General features: G+C 62.9%; 20 protein-coding genes and 1 pseudogene. 9 read left to right on the forward strand and 12 right to left on the reverse strand.

Annotation, left to right across the window (positions count from 1 at the left end; genetic code table 11):
• Positions 1–64: 64 nt before the first annotated feature.
• Complete coding sequence (gene argB, locus AC0L2U_RS14550; RefSeq protein ID WP_013528489.1) at positions 65–958, reverse strand: acetylglutamate kinase; 894 nt, start codon at positions 956–958, stop codon at positions 65–67.
• Positions 959–1117: 159 nt separating this feature from the next.
• Positions 1118–2617, reverse strand: coding sequence for an amidase (locus tag AC0L2U_RS14555; protein ID WP_473602092.1), 1500 nt, complete (start codon positions 2615–2617; stop codon positions 1118–1120).
• A gap of 153 nt (positions 2618–2770) precedes the next feature.
• Between AC0L2U_RS14555 and AC0L2U_RS14560 the strand changes: the two genes are divergently transcribed.
• From AC0L2U_RS14560 to msrB, 4 genes are all read left to right on the forward strand, one after another.
• Entirely contained in the window at positions 2771–3310 is a 540-nt protein-coding gene (locus tag AC0L2U_RS14560; RefSeq protein WP_292140009.1) for a sigma-70 family RNA polymerase sigma factor, read from the forward strand.
• Complete coding sequence (locus AC0L2U_RS14565; RefSeq protein WP_473602093.1) at positions 3307–4035, forward strand: anti-sigma factor; 729 nt, start codon at positions 3307–3309, stop codon at positions 4033–4035. The genes AC0L2U_RS14560 and AC0L2U_RS14565 overlap by 4 nt, the downstream gene beginning before the upstream one ends.
• 224 nt (positions 4036–4259) lie before the next feature.
• Positions 4260–4817: a fasciclin domain-containing protein gene (locus AC0L2U_RS14570; RefSeq protein WP_473602094.1), complete on the forward strand. Its 558-nt coding sequence runs from the start codon at positions 4260–4262 to the stop codon at positions 4815–4817.
• Positions 4818–5028: 211 nt separating this feature from the next.
• Positions 5029–5532 (forward strand): peptide-methionine (R)-S-oxide reductase MsrB, encoded by a 504-nt coding sequence (msrB, locus tag AC0L2U_RS14575; protein ID WP_292337496.1) that lies wholly within the window; start codon positions 5029–5031, stop codon positions 5530–5532.
• Between the two features lie 176 nt (positions 5533–5708).
• Here the strand turns inward: msrB and AC0L2U_RS14580 are convergent, their stop codons facing one another.
• A complete protein-coding gene (locus AC0L2U_RS14580) occupies positions 5709–7307 on the reverse strand; it encodes a DHA2 family efflux MFS transporter permease subunit (protein ID WP_127267221.1) in 1599 nt (532 codons plus the stop codon).
• A gap of 20 nt (positions 7308–7327) precedes the next feature.
• Complete coding sequence (locus AC0L2U_RS14585) at positions 7328–8524, reverse strand: HlyD family secretion protein (protein WP_473602095.1); 1197 nt, start codon at positions 8522–8524, stop codon at positions 7328–7330.
• Between the two features lie 132 nt (positions 8525–8656).
• Here AC0L2U_RS14585 and AC0L2U_RS14590 point away from each other — a divergent pair, with 132 nt between their 5' ends.
• Complete coding sequence (locus tag AC0L2U_RS14590; RefSeq protein ID WP_127380942.1) at positions 8657–9391, forward strand: TetR/AcrR family transcriptional regulator; 735 nt, start codon at positions 8657–8659, stop codon at positions 9389–9391.
• Between the two features lie 23 nt (positions 9392–9414).
• On the opposite strand, the gene yihA is transcribed toward AC0L2U_RS14590, so the two are convergent.
• The 3 genes from yihA to AC0L2U_RS14605 all read right to left on the reverse strand — a co-directional run bounded on the left by yihA (position 9415) and on the right by AC0L2U_RS14605 (position 11148).
• Positions 9415–10074, reverse strand: a complete 660-nt coding sequence (gene yihA, locus AC0L2U_RS14595; protein WP_024502094.1) for a ribosome biogenesis GTP-binding protein YihA/YsxC — start codon at positions 10072–10074, stop codon at positions 9415–9417.
• On the reverse strand, positions 10071–10709 hold the full coding sequence (locus AC0L2U_RS14600; protein ID WP_164873738.1) for a CatB-related O-acetyltransferase: 639 nt from the start codon (positions 10707–10709) through the stop codon (positions 10071–10073). The genes yihA and AC0L2U_RS14600 overlap by 4 nt, the downstream gene beginning before the upstream one ends.
• A 124-nt stretch (positions 10710–10833) precedes the next feature.
• Positions 10834–11148, reverse strand: a complete 315-nt coding sequence (locus tag AC0L2U_RS14605; RefSeq protein WP_127318876.1) for a peptidase associated/transthyretin-like domain-containing protein — start codon at positions 11146–11148, stop codon at positions 10834–10836.
• A gap of 179 nt (positions 11149–11327) precedes the next feature.
• Between AC0L2U_RS14605 and AC0L2U_RS14610 the strand changes: the two are divergent.
• The 3 genes and pseudogenes from AC0L2U_RS14610 to AC0L2U_RS14620 form a co-directional block, all read left to right on the forward strand.
• Positions 11328–11531, forward strand: a pseudogene (locus AC0L2U_RS14610) (MarR family winged helix-turn-helix transcriptional regulator); the annotation flags it as partial.
• Positions 11532–11783: 252 nt separating this feature from the next.
• Positions 11784–13076 (forward strand): HlyD family secretion protein, encoded by a 1293-nt coding sequence (locus tag AC0L2U_RS14615; RefSeq protein ID WP_127808380.1) that lies wholly within the window; start codon positions 11784–11786, stop codon positions 13074–13076.
• Entirely contained in the window at positions 13073–14614 is a 1542-nt protein-coding gene (locus AC0L2U_RS14620; RefSeq protein WP_127808381.1) for a DHA2 family efflux MFS transporter permease subunit, read from the forward strand. Before AC0L2U_RS14615 ends, AC0L2U_RS14620 begins: the two co-directional genes overlap by 4 nt.
• Before the next feature lie 108 nt (positions 14615–14722).
• Here AC0L2U_RS14620 and AC0L2U_RS14625 read toward each other — a convergent pair whose 3' ends face one another.
• The 5 genes from AC0L2U_RS14625 to rpmH form a co-directional block, all read right to left on the reverse strand.
• Entirely contained in the window at positions 14723–15280 is a 558-nt protein-coding gene (locus AC0L2U_RS14625) for a hypothetical protein (RefSeq protein WP_127271419.1), read from the reverse strand.
• A gap of 366 nt (positions 15281–15646) precedes the next feature.
• Positions 15647–16207 (reverse strand): fasciclin domain-containing protein, encoded by a 561-nt coding sequence (locus tag AC0L2U_RS14630; RefSeq protein ID WP_473602096.1) that lies wholly within the window; start codon positions 16205–16207, stop codon positions 15647–15649.
• Positions 16208–16384: 177 nt separating this feature from the next.
• The gene (gene yidC, locus AC0L2U_RS14635; RefSeq protein WP_127294616.1) at positions 16385–18196 is read right to left on the reverse strand and encodes a membrane protein insertase YidC; all 1812 of its coding nucleotides are present in this window, start codon (positions 18194–18196) and stop codon (positions 16385–16387) included.
• 14 nt (positions 18197–18210) lie between these two features.
• The gene (rnpA, locus tag AC0L2U_RS14640; RefSeq protein ID WP_027040126.1) at positions 18211–18564 is read right to left on the reverse strand and encodes a ribonuclease P protein component; all 354 of its coding nucleotides are present in this window, start codon (positions 18562–18564) and stop codon (positions 18211–18213) included.
• A gap of 16 nt (positions 18565–18580) precedes the next feature.
• Positions 18581–18715, reverse strand: a complete 135-nt coding sequence (gene rpmH / locus AC0L2U_RS14645) for a 50S ribosomal protein L34 (RefSeq protein ID WP_008833937.1) — start codon at positions 18713–18715, stop codon at positions 18581–18583.
• A 278-nt stretch (positions 18716–18993) separates the two neighbouring features.
• Here rpmH and AC0L2U_RS14650 point away from each other — a divergent pair, with 278 nt between their 5' ends.
• Entirely contained in the window at positions 18994–20496 is a 1503-nt protein-coding gene (locus AC0L2U_RS14650) for a sensor histidine kinase (RefSeq protein WP_127397631.1), read from the forward strand.
• Positions 20497–20590 lie beyond the last annotated feature (94 nt).

Here is a 20590-nt window from a genome sequence, read left to right on the forward strand (position 1 = left end):
GTGAGCACCGGAAGCGGAGAAAGTCGCCGTTTGCAGGCCGGCATCACCTGAATATTAATGCCCCTCAGGGCACGATCAGCGTGCCGGCGCCATGTTCGGTGAACAGTTCCAGCAGCACCGCATGCGGCGTCTTGCCGTTGAGGATGACGACGCCTTCGACGCCGCGTTCGATCGCTTCGATGCAGGTCTCGACCTTGGGGATCATGCCGCCCGAGACAGTTCCGTCCTTGATCAGCGCCTTGGCCTCGGCCACGGTCAGTTCGTCGATCAGCTTCTTGTTCTTGTCGAGTACACCCGGCACGTCGGTGAGGAACAGCAGGCGCGTCGCCTGGCAGGCGCCGGCAATGGCGCCGGCGAAGGTGTCGGCATTGATGTTGTAGGTATGGCCGTCGCGGCCTGGCGCCACCGGCGCCAGCACCGGGATCATTTCGGAGCGTGCCAGAAGGTCGAGCAAGGTGCGGTCGACCTCGACCGGCTCGCCGACGAAGCCGAGATCGAGCACGCGCTCGATGTTGGAGTCCGGATCGATCATGGTCTTGCGGGCCTTTTCGGCGAACACCATGTTGCCGTCCTTGCCGCACAGGCCGATCGCCCATTCGCCCTCGGCGTTGATCAGCGCGACGATCTCCTTGTTGATCGAACCGGCCAGCACCATTTCGACGATCTCGACCGTCTTCTGGTCGGTGACGCGCAGGCCGCCCTCGAACTTGGATTCGATGCCCATCTTGGCCAGCATGGCGCCGATCTGCGGGCCACCGCCATGGACGACGATCGGGTTGACGCCGGACTGCTTGAGCAGCGCGATGTCGCGCGCGAAGGCCTTGCCGAGCTCGATGTCGCCCATGGCATGGCCGCCATATTTCACCACGACCGTCTTGTGCTCGTAGCGCTGCATGTAGGGCAGCGCCCGCGACAACAGGGCTGCCTGCATTTCGGCGGTGGCGGTTATTTCCGTCATCGGCTTGGTTCCCGGCTTTTTATTTTAAGCACGTCGTTGTCCCAAAACCCCTGGACCCTTTTGGGCGACATGCATCAGGTAAGGACGGCGGCGTCTTAGCGGGAATTGGCGCCGCCCGCAAATGGCTTTGCTGTCATATTCAAGCGCTTCACGACCTCGTCATCGTGTCGGCACCATCAGCGGCGCCCTGCGGTCCAGCCAACCCGAGATCTTCTCCATCTGCGCGGCGAGCGACAAAAGCGTCTCCTCGTCGCCCGGACGGCCGGCCGCCTGGATGCCGATCGGCAGGCCGGCGTCGGTGACATGGACCGGCAGCGCGATCGACGGCTGGCCGCTGACATTCTGGATCGCCGGCCAATGGGTGAACCAGAGGCTCTTGTCCATCAGCTGGCCGAAGAACGGCTTCAGCTTCAGCAAGGGAGTGAGGTGAAGCTTGTCGAGCAGGTTTTCGATGAACTCGTCGGCGCCTTTCGGATCCATGGCGCCGCAGGCGAGCGGCGGGTGGGCAATGACCGGCATCAGCACGGCGTCGTACTGCACGGTCTCCGAAATCAGCTGCCGCGAGGCGGCATGCAGCCGCTGCAGGTCGGCATAGGTCTCGCCGGCCGACACTATTTCGCCGAAGCGGGCGAGCACCCGCGTCGCCCGCTCGATGTCGCCGGTAACGGAACGGCCGACACGCAGCGCTTCGGCCCGCATCGTGCCGGCGACTGCGGAGGCAACCGTCCTGCAGAAATCGGCGAAGAACTCGCGGCCGATAAAGGGTAGGTCGATCTCCTCGACCGTGTGGCCGCCCTCGCGGGCAAGCGCCATCGCCGTGTCGAGCGCCTTGAGCGTCTCGTCCGAGATCGGCAGGCCAAGCGGGGATTTGCGGTACACGGCCAGGCTGAGCTTGCCGGGATCGCGCGCGGCAGCGGCCGCGAACGTGCCCTTCGGCGGCGGCGCGGCATAGGGCGACAGAGGATCGGACCCATGGGTGAGGTCGAGCAGCAGCGCGCAATCACGCACCGAACGGGTGAGCGCATGGTCGACGACCATGCCGTACCAGCTTTCGCTCACCAGCGGCGTCAGCGGTGTGCGGCCGCGCGACGTCTTCAGGCCGACAAGCCCGGTGCAGGCGGCAGGCACGCGGATCGAGCCGCCGCCATCGGAGGCATGCGCCACCGGCACGACGCCGGCGGCGACCAGTGCAGCCGAACCGCCCGAAGAGCCGCCGCTGGTTTGGCCGGTGTTCCACGGATTGCGGGTGATGCCGAAGTCCCTGGATTCGGTCATCAATCGAAGGCCGTGCTCCGGCGATGTCGAGGTGACGATCGGGATAAGCCCGGCAGCGAGATAGCGGTCGGTCAGCACCGAATTGACATCGGCCAGCCATGCCGGAATGCGGCTGCCGCCATGCGTCGGCACGCCCTTGATGGCGATGCCTAGATCCTTGATGGCGAAGGGAACACCGGCCAGCGGCAGCGAGGGGTCGACGGTCTTGGCGCGGGCCCGCGCGGCATCGTAGAGCGGCTCGGCCGTGGCATTGATGTCGTGACGGGTGGCCTCGGCGCGGGCGATCGCGGCGTCGGTCAGCTCGACGGCCGAAACCTCGCCCTTGCGGACCAGATCGGCGAGGCCCGCGGCATCTTCTTCCCAAAGGATCCGTTCGACCGACATGCGCGCTCCCCCCCATCACTGAGGGCAAGCTAGCCAGTGGCGATTCCATTGGCAATCGGTCGACGGACCCGGCTGGCGACACACAAAAGCTTAGGCGTGCACAAGGTTATTTCCGCCGTTGCAAATACATTGCAATCGCCTAACTTGCCGCAGATGACGCCGCAGGACATCACCAAGCTGATCGTCCGGACTTCGATGAAGGATCGGGCCGCGTTCGATCTGCTTTACCGGCAGACCAGCGCGAAACTTTTTGGCGTCTGTCTTCGTGTATTGAACGACCGGGGAGATGCGGAAGAAGCGCTACAGGAAGTCTTCGTCAAGATATGGACGAAGGCGGATCGTTTTGCCGTCTCCGATCTAAGCCCGATCTCCTGGCTGGTGGCAATTGCGCGTAATCATGCGATCGATCGCATACGAGCGCGGCGCAAGCCTGCCGCAGACATCGATGCCGCGCTCGACGTGGCCGATCCGGCGCCGGGGCCTGAAGCGATGGCGGTGGCGGGCGAAGAATCCGAACGTATCCACCATTGTCTCGATGAGTTGGAGAAGGACCGGGCAGCCGCCGTCCGGGGCGCCTATCTCAAGGGCGAGAGCTATGCCGAACTGGCGGAGCGCCATGGCGTGCCGCTGAACACGATGCGTACATGGCTGCGCCGCAGCCTGTTGAAACTCAGAGAATGTCTGGAAAGATGACGCTGGCAGAAGACACAGGACCGGAACGTGGAGGCGACGACCTGCTCGCCGCCGAATACGTTCTCGGCGTGCTCGATGCCGACGAACGCCAGATCGTCTCCCGCCGCATCGATGCGGATACGGTTTTCGCCCGTCTTGTCGAGGGATGGGAGGTCAGTCTCTCACCGCTTGCCGCCGCCTATCGGGAAGTCGAGCCGCCGGTTTCGGTGAAGACCGCGGTCGACCGCCGCCTGTTCGCCAACGCTGCCGGGGTGACCACGCCCGCCGAAGTGCGCGGCGGCCTGTGGTCCAGCCTGGCCTTCTGGCGCGGCCTTGCCGCAGCCGCGGTTGCGGCACTGGCGATTTACATCGCCGTGCCCATTCTCAACCCACCGGTCGAGCAGCCGCAGGCGCGACTCGTCGCTTCGCTGGCCGCCGAAGGCAGTGACGTCAGATATCTTGCCGTCTATGATGCCGCGCATCACGAAGTCGGCCTGTCGCATGTCTCCGGTGAGCGTGCTTCCGGCAAGGACTTCGAGCTGTGGATGATCGAGGGCAAGAACCCGCCGGTCTCGATGGGCGTCATTCCGGCAGGTGCAACGGCGCATATCGTCGTCTCGCTGGCGGCCCAGCAGAAACTTGCCCAGGGCGCGGTGCTTGCCGTCAGCCTCGAGCCGTCAGGCGGTTCGCCGACCGGACAGCCGACCGGACCGGTGGTCGCCGCCGGCGACCTGAAGAGCATCTGACCGGCTCCGCGCGCCTGAAAAATCACAACAGACTATCATAAGTCTATCCTTCACTGAACATGCCCATAGACAGCATGTCGGCCGGCGGCCGATTGCTCGGGAAAATCCCTCTGCGCCAAAGATAAAATCAAAAATCACAATATTCCTGAAACTCGGGCGATTTTGTTCCGTATCTCCTCGCGTCCCCAAAAATGGGAAGAGAAAAACCCGAGGAGTTTGACATCATGCGTAGATACGCCACCCTTTTGCTCGCCGGCACGATCGCCGTTTCGGCCCTTGCCACCGCCGCCTATGCCGAAAACGCGATGGTTGGCGGCGCCGCGATGTATGCCAACAAAAACATCGTCGAGAACGCCGTGAACTCGAAGGATCACACGACGCTGGTCGCCGCCGTGAAGGCCGCCGGGCTCGTCGAGACGCTGCAGGGCGCCGGTCCGTTCACCGTGTTCGCGCCGACCAACGAAGCCTTCGCAGCCCTTCCGGCCGGCACGGTCGAGACGCTGCTCAAGCCCGAAAACAAGGACAAGCTCACCAAGATCCTGACCTGCCATGTCATCGGCGCCAAGGCGATGGGGGCGGATGTCGCCGCGATGGCCAAGGCTGACGGCGGCGCCCACAAGGTCAAGACGGTCGGCGGCTGCGAGCTGTCGCTCAAGGCCGACGGCGGCAAGGTCACCGTCACCGACGAGAACGGCGATGTCGCCAATGTGACGATCGCCGATGTCGAACAGTCCAATGGCGTCATCCACGTCATCGACAAGGTTCTTTTGCCGAAGATGTAACAAGGGGATTGCTGCCGGCGAACTGGCAGCAAGGGCCCTCCGTCGATTGCACGATCCCGCTCCCGTGATCCGCAATTGACCCGGGCACTCCGCGCCGCCCACATTCGGATGTGGGAGAGCGCGGAGTGTTCGTTCGAGGGGCTACCGTCACCGGCTTTTGATTTCCGCGCGACGGTATAGTTTGGCAAAAGGACATCAGGAGGAACTGGTCATGAACCGTCGCGACTTTCTTTTGAGCGGTGCCGCCGCCATCGGCGTCGTCGGGGCCGGGGCAACGCTGTTGCGCATGGGCGATTCGCAGGCAGCACAGGCCGCCGAGAAATTCGAAGTCACCAAGACCGACGCCGAGTGGAAAGCCATCCTGTCGCCTGCCGCCTTCGACGTGCTGCGCAAGGAAGGCACGGAGTATCCCGGCACCAGCTCGCTGCTCAACGAACACCGTAAAGGCATCTTCGCCTGTGCCGGCTGCGACCTGCCGGTCTATTCGTCGGAGACGAAATTCGATTCCGGCACCGGCTGGCCGAGCTTCTGGCAAGAGATCCCCAAGGCTATCGGCACGACCGTGGACCGCTCGCTCGGCATGACGCGCACCGAGGCGCATTGCCGCCGCTGCGGCGGCCATCTCGGCCACGTCTTCGACGACGGTCCAGCGCCGACCGGCCTGCGCCACTGCATCAACGGCGTCGCGCTGACCTTCAAGCTCGCCACAGCCTGACAAATTCCAACTGGATATGAAAAACTCCGGGCTTGCGGCCCGGAGTTTTTTGCGCGGTCAGAGCTTTTTCGGGCGTGGACTGGAGGAGCTTCCCGAAACAGCTGCCCACGTATCTCTGTCTTGTCGCAATTCCTGACGGAAAACCGCCTTACACTTTTCCTGGAATTGCTCCGGTATCAGTGGCCGCCGCCACCACCTCCACCCGCCGCCGCGGCCGGCTTGCGGATCAACATGGTGAACAGGCCAAGCGTCGCAAACAGCACCGTCAGCATGAAGAACACATCCATGAATGACAGCAGCGCCGCCTGCTGCTGGACCATGCCCGACAGCTTGGAGATGGCGGCACTTGTCGCGTCCAGGCCGGGGGTTTGCTCGAAATTGAGCGTCATGTTCTGCAGCTTGGTCTGCGCGGCTTCACTGCCCCATTGCACATGCTCGGAGAGCCTTGCGTAGTGGAAGGCATTGCGGTCGATCAGCACGGTGTTAATCAGTGCGAGGCCAACCGCACCGCCAAGGTTGCGGGTGAGATTGAACAGGCCGGACGCATTCTTCAGCCGCTCGGGCGGCAAGGTGCCGAGCGCGATGTTGTTGATCGGCACCATGCACAGCATCATCGAACAGCCGCGCAGGATCTGCGGGATGAGCAGCTCGTTGAAATCCCAGTCGGCGGTCAGATGCGTCATCCACCAGGTGCCGGTGGCGAAGCCGAAGAAGCCGATCATCATCATCAGCCGCGGGTCCATCTTGTTCGACAGGATGCCCGAGATCGGCGCGGTGAAGAACATGGCCAGGCCGCTGACGAACAGCGCCTCGCCGATCATCATCGAATCGTAGCCACGGATGCGCCCGAGATACACCGGGTAGAGATAGGTCAGGCCGTAAAGGCCGATGCCGATGACGAAGGAAAACAGCGAGCCGAAGGCGAAGTTGATGTTGGTGAAGGCCTTCAGGTCGACGATCGGCTCCTCGGCGGTGAACACCCGCCAGAAGAACAGCACCGCGCCGATGGTCATGACAATGGCGCAGATGAAGACGCCCTGGTCCTGCAGCCAGTCATTGTTGGGGCCTTCCTCGAGCACATATTCCATGCAGCCCAGGAAAGCCGCCATGCCGGCGAGGCCCCACCAGTCGAACTTGCTGAACAGCTTGAGGTTGGGCTTGTCGAAGTCGATCAGCGTCCAGGCCGCCGCTGTCACCAGGATGCCGGGCACGACATTGACCAGGAACAGCCAGTGCCAGGACATGGCATGGCTGATATAGCCGCCGACAGTCGGGCCGATGGTCGGCGCCAACGTCGCCACCAGGCCGATCATCGGCGAGACGAAGGCGCGGCGCGAGGGCGGGAAGATGGTGAAGGCAGCGGCGAAGACGCTCGGTATCATGCCGCCGCCGATGAAGCCCTGGACGGCGCGGTAGACAATCATCTGGTCGATGTTGGTGGCAGTCGCCGCCAGCGCACTGGCCGCGGTGAAGCCCGCCGCCGAGATCGTGAACAGCACGCGCGTCGACAGCATCCGGCTGAGGAAGCCCGACAGCGGGATCATCACCACTTCGGCGATCAGATAGGCGGTCTGCACCCACGGGATTTCGTCGGAGCTGGCGCTCAGGCCGGCCTGGATTTCCGACAGCGAGGCGGAGACGATCTGGATATCGAGGATGGCCATGAACATGCCGAACACCATCGCCAGGAAGGCGATGACGCGCCGCGTCGAAATGGTGTCAGGTACAGCCGGCCTCGCCGGCGGCGCTCCTGCTGTCAGGGTTGCGGTTGCCATGGCATTGCTCCCGTCGCCGCTCAGTTCGCGGCCACTGGGCCCGACCCGGATGGGGCGGTGCGGCTGTCGACGTCGACGATGACGCTCAGGCCGGCGCGCAGTTTGCCGCTCTTCAGGACATCTGCGGGCACATCGATGCGGACCGGAACGCGCTGCACGACCTTGGTGAAGTTGCCGGTGGCGTTTTCGGGCGGCAGCAGCGAGAACACGGCACCCGAAGCCGGCGCCAGCGACGAGACGGTGCCCTCGAAGTCCTGGCCGTCGGTCGCATCGACCGAGATCTTCACCTTCTCTCCGGGCACCAGCCGGGCAAGCTGCGTCTCCTTGAAGTTGGCGACGATGTAGAGCTTGTCCATCGGCACGATGACGGCGAGCTTCTGGCCGGGGCTGACAAGGTCGCCCTGTTCGACCGAGCGGTTGCCGACGATACCGTCATAAGGCGCCTTGAGCACGGTGAAGGAAAGATCGCGCAGCGCCTTGTCATGGCTGAGCTGCAGGGACGCCAGCGTGCTCGCCGATTCCGCGCGTTGCGCCTGCAGCACGCCGATATTGGCCTGCGCGGCGGCGATCTGTGCGTCGGCGCCGACAAGGGCGGCATCGGCCTGCTGGACCGCCGTCTGGGCGTCGTCCAGCTGCGCCTGCGTGCCGACATGGGTCTTGAGCAACTGAGAGGCGCGGGCCGCGACCTTGGCCGCATTGTCGGCGGCGGCCTGGTCGGCGACCTTCTGCGCCTGCGCCTGCTGCAGCGAGGCGCGGGCCGCGTCGGTCTGGGCGTCGATACGGTCGAGCGTCTTGCTCAAAGTGGCGATCTGCGCCTCGGCCTGGGCGACGGCAATCTTGTAATCGCCGTCATCGACGACGAGCAGCGGATCGCCGGCCTTGACCAGCTGGTTCTCGCTGACCTTGACCTGATCGACATAGCCGGAAATCTTGGGCGATATGAACGCCATGTCCGCCTGGACATAGGCATCGTCCGTCGAGATCATGAAGCGGCCCGTGGTCCAGTAATCGTAACCATACCAGGCGCCGGCGCCCAGCAAGGCGACGCCGATGATCGGCAGCAGGAAGGAACGCACCGAACGCTTCTTCTTGGCCGGAGCCTCTGCCGGTGGCGACGAGACCGGCTGGACAGGCACTTCCGGGGCTTCCGTCGCCGGCGCAACCTTGGCGTTGGGAAAGGGACGGACTTCGGCAGTGGTCGGCGCGTTCGAGGACATGACATCTCTCTAAAGTTATAATATAATACTGAACCGTTCGGTTCGATCCGGCCGTTGACATAGCGCGTAAAGAGGACCATATCAAGGGCAATCGAACCGCTTGGTTCGAATTATTTTCGAGGTGTGACTTTCATGGCCGAGACCCCGCCCAATGTTGAAAACGAGTCGTGCGACGACCTGTTGGAAAGCTTGCGTCGTGGCCGCCCGGCCGCGGGGCAGGATCCGGTCAAGCGCAGCCAGATCATCGACGGCGCCCGTCGTGTCTTCATCGACAAGGGCTTCGAAGCCGCCTCGATGAACGACATCACCCGCGAGGCCGGTGTCTCCAAGGGTACGATCTACGTCTATTTCGCCAACAAGGAAGAGCTGTTCGAAGCGCTGATCGAGGAAGAGCGCGGCACAATCTTCAAGAACATGTATGACGTGCTGGACAATGCCGACAACCTGCGCGAGACGCTGGTGAAGTTCGGCAAGGTGCTGGCCCTCAAGATCACGTCGGCCAAGGTGATCCAGGCGCAGCGCACGGTGATCGGTGCATCCGACCGGATACCCGACATGGGCGCGCGGTTTTACGAGCGCGGTCCCAAGCGTGGCCACGACAAGGTCGCGGCCTTTCTCAATGCCGCCATCGAGCGCGACCTGCTGCGCATCGACGATGTCGATCTTGCCGCCTATCAGTTCACCGAACTGTGCCTGGCCGGTCTGTTCCGCCAGTGCATCTTCGCCTACCGCACCAAAGCCCCGAGCCAGGACGAGATCGACCGCATCGTCAGGTCAGGCGTCAGCATGTTCCTCAAGGCATACGGCACCGAAAGGCTTGTGGCGGAAGAAGGCCACCAGACGATTGCTATCGAGGCCAAGCCGTAGGCCATGCTCTAAGCTGTGGATGCTTAGCCGCCATTGGCGGCAAGCACGATGGCCGCCTGCAATTCCTGGAGGCCCTCGGCTTTTTCCGAAGACGTCGCCAGAACGAACGGGAACGCCGCCGGCCGCTTCTTGATCTTTGCCAGCGTCTCCTCGATCAGCCTCGGCACGCCGGCAGTCTTGATCTTGTCGGTCTTGGTCAGCACGATCTGGTAGGACACCGCCGCCTTGTCGAGCAGCGACAGCACTTCGTCGTCCTTGGCCTTGATGCCGTGGCGGGCGTCGATCAGCACATAGACGCGCTTCAGCGTGACGCGGCCCTTGAGATAGTCGAAGACCAGCTTGGTCCACTCGTCGACCTTCTCCTTCGGCGCGGTGGCATAGCCATAGCCGGGCATGTCGACCAGCGCCAAGGGCGGCAGGTCGGCGCCCTCACCCGAAAATCCGTCCGGCACGAAATAGTTGAGCTCCTGCGTGCGCCCCGGCGTGTTGGAGGTGCGCGCCAGCCCCTTCTGGTTGACCAGCGCGTTGATCAGCGACGACTTGCCGACATTCGAGCGGCCGGCAAAGGCGATTTCCGGCGGCCCTTCAGGCGGCAGGAATTTCATGGCCGGCACGCCGCGGATGAAGATCCAACCTCGCGTAAACAGTTCGGTGCCGATTATGCTGCTGTTCAGAGCGTTCAAGCTGCTGCCTCCAGAAGAGAGATATCGGCGCCCCGGATAGCATCGAGGTTGCGACTGACCTTGTCCACCGGCCAGTCCCACCACGCCACCGCCAGCAGCCGCCTGATTGTCCGGTCGTCGAAACGCATCTTCACCACCTTGGCCGCATTGCCGGCGACGATCGCATAGGGCGGCACGTCGTGCGTCACCACCGATTTCGCGGCGATGATGGCGCCGTGGCCGATTTCCACCCCGGGCAAGATCACCGCCTCCATGCCGATCCAGACGTCGCTGCCGACAATGGTGTCGCCGCGCACTTCCTTCGACCACGTCGCCGGGTCAAAACCCTTTTCCCAGCCATGGCCAAAGATATTGAACGGATAGGTCGAAAAGCCGGACATAGCATGGTTGGCGCCGTTCATCATGAAGCGCGCGCCCTCGGCGATGGCGCAGAACCGACCGATGATCAGCTTGTCGCCGATGAAGGGATAGTGGTGCAGGACGCATTTTTCGGCGAATTTGTCGGGGCCGTCCGGATCGTCATAGTAGGTGAAGTCGCCGATCTCGATGTTCGGCGCATTCACCAGCCCCTTGAGGAAGCCGACGCGGGTATGCATCGGGATCGGGTGCTTGATGTCTGGGTTGGGTCCGTCCATGTCGAAATCCGTCAGAGAAATGGCAGCCAGGCACATCCGAAACTCGAATGCGCCCGTTCAAAATAGCGTGATCCGCCCTATAGCACCAATCGGGCGACGAGCGAGCTTTCCTTGACGGCCTTGCTCATTTGCCGCCGCGACAGATCACGATCGGATCGGACATTGCGCTGTCGAAACCGCTGCCCTGATAGACGGTGACGTTCGCCGCGCCGGGCGGCAGCATGAAGCTGCCTTCGACGATTTTCTGGTCTCCGGCCGGCATGTGGAGAGCCCAGCTATAGGTGCAAAACTGAGGCGGCGCCTGGGGTTCGACGTGGCTGCAGTTCAATTGCGCGCCACCCAGCATCGCGGCGCCGCCGCAGCTGACGGCGTCCTTTGCGAGCGCAAGGCCCGGCCATCCCGCGATGGCCGCCACGGTCACGATCTTCAGCCAATTCATCGTCCTATCCTTGCCCGGCAACAGCCTGCTACCTGAGCCTTTTTATGGTGTCGCAGCACATGCGTCATTTTTTCCAGGCGGGCTTAGTCCGTCTTGCGCACCGCGTCCAGCGGGATTATGTGCATGATGATAATAAGCATGCTCACTAAAAGTTGCGCCTTAGAACCTCAGTACCTTCCATGCCATCGTCACCCAACATCAGCTTCGTGCTGCACGATGTCGCGCGCCTGCTTCGAAAGCGGTTCGAGCAGAGGTCGCGGGCATCGGGGCTGACCCGCGCCCAGTGGCAGGTGCTCGCCTATCTCTGCCTGCATGAGGGCATCCACCAGAACAAACTGGCCGATCTTATCGAGATCACGCCGATCACGCTCGCCCGGCTGCTCGATAAGATGGAGGCACGCGGCTTCATCGAGCGCCGGCCCAATCCCGCTGACCGCCGGGCATGGCTGCTCTACCTGAAGCCGCAAGCTTATCCGCTCATTGAAGCCATGCGCACCAATGGGCAGAAGACGCGGGACGAGGCCTTTGTCGGTCTTTCCGCGGATGCCCAGCTGCATCTGCTGCAAACCCTATCCCTCATCAAATCCAATCTGCTCGCGGCTTGCACCCAGCCTGCCGCCGACCGGAGAAAACACATGGCTGAATCAACCTCACCAAAGAAGCCTGTCGAAGAAGACGGATCCTCCGCCGGCCGGGCGCACGACCAGATCATCCGACTGGACAGCGAACGCGAACAAAGGCGAGCCGGCACCCTCATCGGCAATGACGAACTCGAAGCACCGGTCGCCCTGGAGCCGGCCGCGCTCGAGGCGCCGTCCAAGGAGCCACGGCAGGCCGGGGTTGCGGTGGCGCCGCCGGCGCCGGTCAAGCCCAAGCGCGGCCGGGCACGGCCGATCCTGTTTGCCCTGCTTCCGGTCGCGCTGGTCGTCGGCGGCTATTACTACGTCATCGGCGGCCAGGTCATGACGACCGACAACGCCTACATCCAGGCGCAGTCGCTCGGCGTTTCCACCGATGTCTCCGGCACTGTGTCCGAGATCGACGTGCACGAGAACGAGGCGGTGAAGAAGGACCAGGTGCTTTTCCGGCTGCGGCCGGCCTCTTTCGAAACCGCTCTTGCCGCCGCCCAGGCGCAGCTCGGCACTGTGCGCAACCAGGTGCTGACCTTGCAGGCGAGCTACCAGCAGTCGCAGGCGCTGATCGAGCAGGCGCAGGCCGACATCCCCTATTACGAGGCCGCTTTCCAGCGCCAGCAGGATCTGCTCAAGACCTCCACCTCCTCCAAGGCGACCTTCGACAGCGCCCAGCACGACCTCGTCGCCGCCCGCCAGAAAGTGTCCGTTGCCCAGGCGCAGGCACAGGCGACGCTTGCCCAGCTTGGCGGCGACGCCAGCCAGCCGGTGGAGAAGAATCCGTTCTACCTCCAGGCGCAGTCGGCGGTGGACGACGCCCAGCGCAATCTTGCCGATTCCATCGTCAAGGCGCCGTTCGACGGCATAGTCACCAATGTCGACGCGCTTCAGGTCGGCAAGTACCTGCCGGCTTCGCAGCCGGCCTTCAGCCTGATTTCGGCGACCGATCTGTGGATCGCGGCGGAGCCGAAGGAAACCGAACTGACTTATGTGCGGCCGGGACAGACGGCGACGATCAGCGTCGACAGCTATCCCGGCACCGTCTGGCACGGCACGGTCGCCTCGATCAGCCCGGCGTCGTCGTCGAGCTTCTCCTTGCTTCCGGCGCAGAACACCACCGGCAACTGGGTCAAGGTCGTGCAACGCATTCCGATGCGCGTGACGGTCGACGATCTCCAGGGCAAGCCGCCGTTGCGTGGCGGGATGAGCGTCGTGGTCGGCATCGACACCGGTCATGCGCGCGGCTTGCCGGACTTCGTGACGGACCTCCTCGGCCGGTTCGGACAAAAGTCATGAGCAGCGCGTCCGCGACAGGTGGCGTGGTCGCCAACCGCGGCGCCATCACCGCCTGCGTGATCCTGGCCGTGATCATGCAGGCGCTGGACACGACCATCGCCAATGTGGCGCTGCCCTATATCCAGGGCAGCGTTTCGGCGAGCGCCGACCAGATAAACTGGGTGCTGACGTCCTATATCGTCGCGGCGGCCGTCATGACTCCGCCTTCGGGCTATCTTGCCAATCGTTTCGGCCGCAAGCGCATCCTTTTGATATCCATCACCGGCTTCGTCGTCGCGTCGGTGCTGTGCGGCTTCGCGCAGTCGCTGCCGCAGATCGTCGGCTTCCGCCTGCTGCAAGGTCTGTTCGGCGCGGCCCTGGTGCCGCTGGCGCAGAGCATCCTGCTCGACATCTACAGCGTCGAGGAGCGCGGCTCGGCGATGGCGTTGTTCGGCGTTTCGGTGATGGTCGGGCCGGTGCTCGGGCCGGTCATCGGCGGCTGGCTCACCGAAAACGTCAGCTGGCGTTGGGTGTTCTACATCAATGTCCCGATCGGGGCCCTGGCTTTCGCCGGCGTCTCGATGTTCGTCCAGGAAACCAAGACGGACCTCAAGGCCAGGCTGGACTGGCTGGGCTTCGGCATGCTCAGCGTCACCATCGCATCGCTGCAGATGTTCCTCGATCGCGGCGAGCAGCTCAACTGGTTCTCGTCGTCCGAGATCATCGTCGAGGCGCTGATCTGCGCGTCGGCCTTCTACATCTTCCTCGTCCACACCTTCACCGCCAAAAACACCTTCGTGAACCCGCGGCTGTTCCTCGACAGGAATTTCGCCGTCGGCATGATCTTCATCTTCATCATCGGCATCACCTATCTGGCCTCGCTGGCCCTGATGACGCCCTATCTGCAGACGCTGATGGGCTATCCGGTGGTGACGGCCGGCATCGTCATGGGGCCGCGCGGTCTCGGCACCATGGCTTGCATGTTCCTGGTCGGCAGGCTGATCGGCAAGGTGGACACGCGCTGGCTGCTGTTGACCGGCCTGCTGGTCACCGCCTGGGCGATGTACGACATGACCGGCTGGACCCCTGATGTATCGCAATGGACGATCATCAGCACCGGCTTCATCCAGGGCGCGGGACTGGGCTTCCTGTTCGTGCCGCTGACCACCATCACCTTCGCCACGCTGGCGCCGGAGCGGCGCGCGGAAGGCACAGGCCTTTACAATCTGTCGCGGAACATCGGCTCCAGCGTCGGCATATCCGTCGTCACCGCGCTGTTGACGGAGAACGTGCAGATCAACCACGCCAACATCGCCACCTATGTGACGCCCTACAACCAGGCTTTCAGCAATCCGGCCATCTTCCAGGCGATGGATCCCTACAGCGCCGCGGGCCGCGCCGCGCTCGACGGCGTGGTGACGCTGCAGGCGACAATCATCAGTTATATGAACGACTTCAAGCTGATGATGATCCTGTCGCTTGCCGCCATTCCGCTGGTTCTGTTGCTGCGCAAGCCGGCCACTCCGGCCAAGATCGACCACAGCGCCGTGATGGAGTGATGTTTTGGTCGAGGGCCTTTTGTTGAAGCAAGTTTCGAATGCGTCACTGTCGACAAAATGGAAATACAACGTATGGCGACGTCGTCGGCTGTCCCGTTGCACGTGATGCTAGGTTGCCCAAGTATCCAGCTGATTGAGGACGGCAATCGCCGGATACGATTTCCTGCCGGGATAACTTTGGCGGTAGTAGGCATTCCAATAGCTTGTCGCCTTAGCGCGTATTGCACGCATTACCTGCCGGTTCTGCCGGACGAAACTGGCGTAAGCTGTCTGATCGAAATACGGCATCGCCAAATGGATATCGTCGAGAATTTCGACGACGTACTCGCCTAAGAGAAGAACGATGAATGGAATCGTCCAAGGCTCGTTCAGCGGAAGGATAATTTTGGCTGATTTTTGCCTCAGATAACCGTCTGTCGAACGTGTCAGCAAGCACTGCGACCCCGGCGAAAAGCTAGCGAAATCGACAGCTACGGTCGGCAGAAAATGCAACCGATAGGGAATGTAGATGCTGATCCCATCAGATGTGAGATGCCTCGAGGTTGTTCGGTAAGTGTCGTCGACGATGGGAGTCAATTCCTCAGCAGCTATATCGCCAAGCGCTCCAACTCCGAAAGCTGACTTTGCGGCATTTGGGAAAGGCTTGCGTTGGGTAAACCAATCCACGTCGTGTTCCTAACAAGGCTACGAAATCGATATGCAGTCAGTATGTCACATCTGCGGGCGCTAGGTGAGCGTTGTCTCTCTACCCCTCAACCGCGTTGGCAGTCGCATCGCGACGCCACATTCCGGTGCGCGGCGGTCCGTGCCAGCTTACGGCTAGCCGGCATCTCGGCTACCCGCTCCGTTCAGGTATTTGTTCTCTACGGTCTTCGGTCCATGAACCAAAAGAAACCGGGGTCCTGTGAGGGACGGGACCCCGGCCGATGCCGATACGACTTCCCAAGAAACATGGCACCTCGTCATGAGGTGGGGATGGCAGGCCCGAGAAAGCCCCGACGGACCTGCCTTGATCCCCTTTGCCGAAAGCCGTTACTTCGGCAACAGCACCTTGTTGACGACATGGATGACGCCGTTCGACTGGTTGACGTCGGCGATCGTCACTCGCGCCTCGCCGCCTGACTCATCCATGATGTAGAGCTTGTCCTTCTTGACTTCAGCGGTCAGCGTGTCACCGGAGACGGTTTTCATCTCGTACTTGCCGCCCATCGCTTTGGCCTTCTTTATCATTTCGGCGCCCGAAATCTTGCCTGCCACGACATGCGCGGTCAGCACCTTGGTGAGCTTGCCCTTGTTCTCCGGCTTCAGCAGCGTGTCGACGGTGCCCTTGGGCAGTTTCGCAAACGCCGCGTTAGTCGGGGCGAAGACTGTGAACGGGCCAGCGCCCTGCAGCGTGTCGACCAGGCCGGCGGCCTTGACCGCGGCGACCAGCGTCGTGTGGTCCTTCGAATTGACGGCGTTCTCGACGATGTTCTTGGTGGTGTACATCGGCGCGCCGCCGACATTCGGGTTTTTGGCATAGGCGGGCGCGGCAATCGCCACGCCGGCGACGAACGCGGAAAGGGCGATGGTCCTGAATGACGGCAAACGCATGTGGTCTTCCTCCGGGTGAGGGCTGATCGGAATTGATAGCCTTTGGAAACGCACAGGCAGTCACGCCGCCGACGGGGCGCAAGTTTCGCCGATCACGGGAACGTGATGCCGGAGCTGCTTAAACGAAAAGCCCCGCGCGAGGCGGGGCTTTGAAGGCTGGAGAAAGCGCTGCGTCTTCTATTCGGCCGGCGACGGTTTCTTTCGGAACAGCGCGACCAGATTGTCCCACAGCTCGATCTTGGCGCCCTGGCGCTTCATGATGATGCCCTGCTGGAGGATCGACAGCGTGTTGTTCCAGGCCCAGTAGATGACCAGGCCGGCCGGGAAACCCGCCATCATGAAGGTGAAGATGACAGGCATCCAGGTGAAGATCGCCGCCTGCGTCGGATCCGGCGGCGTCGGGTTCATGCGCATCTGCAGGAACATGGTGACGCCCATGATCAGCGGCCAGACGCCGATCATCAGCATGTGCGGCAGGGTGACCGGGATCAGGCCGAACAGGTTGAACAGCGACGTCGGATCGGGCGCGGCCAGATCCTGGATCCAGCCGAAGAACGGCGCGTGCCGCATCTCGATGGTGATGTAGAGCACCTTGTAGAGCGAGAAGAAGACCGGGATCTGCAGCGCCACCGGCCAGCAGCCGGCAAGCGGGTTGATCTTCTCGGTCTTGTACAGCTCCATCATCGCCTGCTGCTGCTTCATCTTGTCGTCCGCGTATTTCTCGCGGATCTCGAGCATTTTCGGCTGCACCTTCTTCATGTTCGCCATCGACGCGTAGGACTTGTTGGCGAGCGGATAGAAGATGGCCTTGACGATGACGGTGGTGGCGAGGATGGCCAGGCCGAAATTGCCGAAGAATTTGTAGAGCGTGTCGATCAGCCAGAACATCGGCTTGGTGATGAAGTGGAACCAGCCCCAGTCGATCAGCAGATCGAACCGCTTGATATGACGATCTTCCGCATAGGCGTTGATCTTGCCGACTTCCTTGGCGCCGGCGAAGATTTCGCTCTCCACCGTCGCCGACTGACCGGCATCGACGGTGATCGGATCGGTGAGGAAATCGGACTGATAGCGATGGCGGCCGTCCTCGAAATAGGCGTAGCGCGGCTGGAACGGCTGCTTCTCGGTCGGCACCAGCGTCACCGCCCAGTATTTGTCGGTGATGCCGAGCCATCCGTCGGTCGACTTGCCCGGCGTGAACTGCTTGTCCTTCTCGATGGACGCGTATTTGTGCTCCTGCAGGCCTTCGGTGCCGGTGAAACCGATCAGGCCCTCATGCAGCACATAGGTGCTGGCAACGAGCGGCTTGTCGAAGCGGGTGACGCGGCCGTAATTGGACAGCGATACGGCGGCCGTGCCCGCATTCTGCACCGTGTCGGACACCGTGAACATGTAGTTGGTGTCGACGGAAAAGGTGCGCTTGAAGGTAAGGCCCTTGTCGTTCGAATAGGTCAGCGTGACCGGGGTCGTCGGCGTCAGCGTCGCATTGCCGTCGACGGCCCACACAGTCTCGGGACCGGGCACCGCGCCAGTCTTGTCGTTGCCGACGAAGCCGATCTCGGCATAGTAGCCATTGGGCAGTGCCGCCGGGTTGAGCAGGCTGATCTCGGGCGAATTCTTGTCGACCGTCTCGGTGTAGTGCTTGAGCTTGAGGTCGTCGAGACGGGCGCCGGTCAGGTTGATCGAACCCTCGAGGCTCGGCGTGTCGATCCTGGCGCGGGTCGTCGTGGCGAGTGCCTGTTCGCGGCCGGCCGGCGTCACGGCGTCTGTTCCCGGTGCGTTGGGAATGGCGCCAGGGGCGGCGGGCGTTCCGGTGTCGGTACCGGGATTGGTGCCGGCGGCCTTCTTCTGCTCCTCGACGCGCTGCTGTTCGACGCGGGCGGCCTCGCGTTGCGCTTCGCTGCGCGGCAACACGTAAAAATATTGCCATACCGCCAGGATCAGCACCGACAGCGCGATGGTGATGAAGAAGTTCCGGTTGTTTTCCATCGAAAGCCCTTGGCCTATCGTGTTCCGCGCAGTCGGCGGGAAAGTTCGGCCTTCAACTGGCCGAACGGAGTGGTAAGCACGTCTTCGCGCCCGACGATGACATAGTCATTGCCAGGCGCCATGTCACTTGCCGCATGCGTGCGGACGGCTTCTCGCAACCGCCGCCGGACACGGTTGCGGACAACCGCATTGCCGACCTTCTTGGTGACGGTGTAGCCGACGCGCGGCGACAGGCCGTCGCCGCGGTCGAGAACTTCAACGAGAAAAAGCCGCCCGCGTCGCTTTTCACCACGACGGACGGCCAGGAATTCCGCGCGCTTCAGAAGCCGCTTGGGATTTGGTCCCACTGGCTTGCCGGTTGCGGGCAACGATCTCGTCTTCCGTTCAGGCGCTGAGCCGCTTGCGACCGCGGTTGCGGCGAGCTGCGACGACGCCGCGACCACCCTTGGTGGCCATGCGGGCACGAAAGCCGTGCCGACGTTTGCGGACGAGTTTAGACGGTTGGTAGGTACGCTTCATTTGTTTTAATACCGCGGGGTGCGGCCCTTCTTGATTCTGTCACTGTGTAACAGGAGCTTTGCCGGGCCGGCTTTGGCGCGATCGAAACCGCGCCGGGACGAATGGCCCGAGCGTGTGCGGGCTTATAGAAAGAAGGCTTTTGGAAGTCAATCCGGAGTCGTCGGGCGCAATCCGGCTCCGTTCAGGCCGGTTTATGTTTGCGACCAAGGATGAAATTGGCAAAAAAGCCGTAATCGCCTAATCTGCGTTGATCAAGTGATCGTGAAGACATTAGCCGCATGAGCGAAACCATACAGGCACAGGAAGGGATCGGCACGGCGGCGTCCACCGAGGCGCCAGCCGCCGTGCGCACGGTTCCGCTGTCGCGCGGCCTGTCGACCAAGCTGCTGCTGCTGACCATCGTCTTCGTGCTGTTGGCCGAAGTGCTGATCTTCCTGCCCTGGATCGCGAGCTACCGGCTGAACTGGCTGAAGGAGCGGCTGAGCACGGCGGCGGCGGTGTCGATCGTGCTGGTGCAAGGTGAATCCACCTCGCTGTCGCGCACGGCCCAGAACGACGTGCTGATGGCGATCGGCGCCAAGGCGATCGCGGTGCGCGACGGTGGCGTCTCGCGGCTGCTGGTGGTGGCCGAAATGCCGCCGAAGGTCGACGAGCACATCGATATCGCCTCGATCGGCATGATCAAGGGCATGACCGGTGCGCTCGACACGCTGTTTTTCGGCGGCGACCGGATGCTGCGCGTCTTCGGTCCGGTCGGCGACTCCGACAAGGAGTTCGAACTGATCATGCCCGACAACAGCCTGCGCAATGCGATGCTGCGCTATTCGCGCAACGTCGCCTTCGTCTCGCTGCTGATCTCGCTGTTCACCGCCATGCTGGTCTACGCCGCCATCGACCTGATCATGATCGGGCCGATCCGGACGATGACGCGCTCGATGCTGTCCTTCTCCGAGGCCCCCGACGATCCCGGACGGATCATCCATCCGGCTGCCCGCGCCGACGAGATCGGCGTTGCCGAGCGCGAGCTGTCGCAAATGCAGGAGCGGCTGCAAAAAATGCTCTCCGAGCAGAAGCATCTTGCCGACCTCGGCCTCGCGGTCTCCAAGATCAACCATGACATGCGCAACATCCTGGCCTCGGCGCAGCTGATGTCGGACCGCCTGCGCCAGGTCAAGGATCCGACCGTGCAGGCCTTCGCGCCGAAACTGCTGCGCGCACTCGACCGTGCCGTGTCCTATTCCGAAGGCGTGCTTCACTACGGCCGCACCCAGGAGCCGCCGCCCGCGCGCCGCCGGCTCCGGCTGCGGCAGCTGGTCGAGGATGTGCAAGGCCTGCTCGACATCGAGCAAGGCATCGAGTTCGTCAATTCGGTCGAGCCGGCCTTCGAGGTCGATGCCGATTCCGACCAGCTGTTCAGGGTGCTCACCAATCTGTGCCGAAATTCCGTGCAGGCGATGGCGGCCGACAGCGAAAACGCCCTGGTGCGCCGCCTGGCGGTTTCGGCCGTGCGTCTGGGCAGCGTCAGCCGCATCGCCGTCAGCGACACCGGACCCGGCCTGCCGCCCAAGGCGCGGGAAAACCTGTTCGCGGCGTTTCGCGGCTCGGCGCGCAGCGGCGGCACCGGCCTTGGCCTAGCGATCGCGCACGAACTGATCCGCGCGCATGGCGGCACGGTGGAACTGGTCGAGAGCATTGGCGGGCGCACCACATTCGCCGTCACCATCCCCGACCAGCCGGTCCGGCTCGACCAGGCCCGCAACAGCCTGCGCCGCCCCGCCTGACGGTTTAGAGCGCTGGGTCGCCCGGCCCTCTTGTCTTCTGGCCCGATTCTTCCAATGAGCAGGAACCGGCTCGACTTCGGACCGTTGCCAGGTG

This window comes from Mesorhizobium sp. WSM4808 (assembly GCF_055811675.1).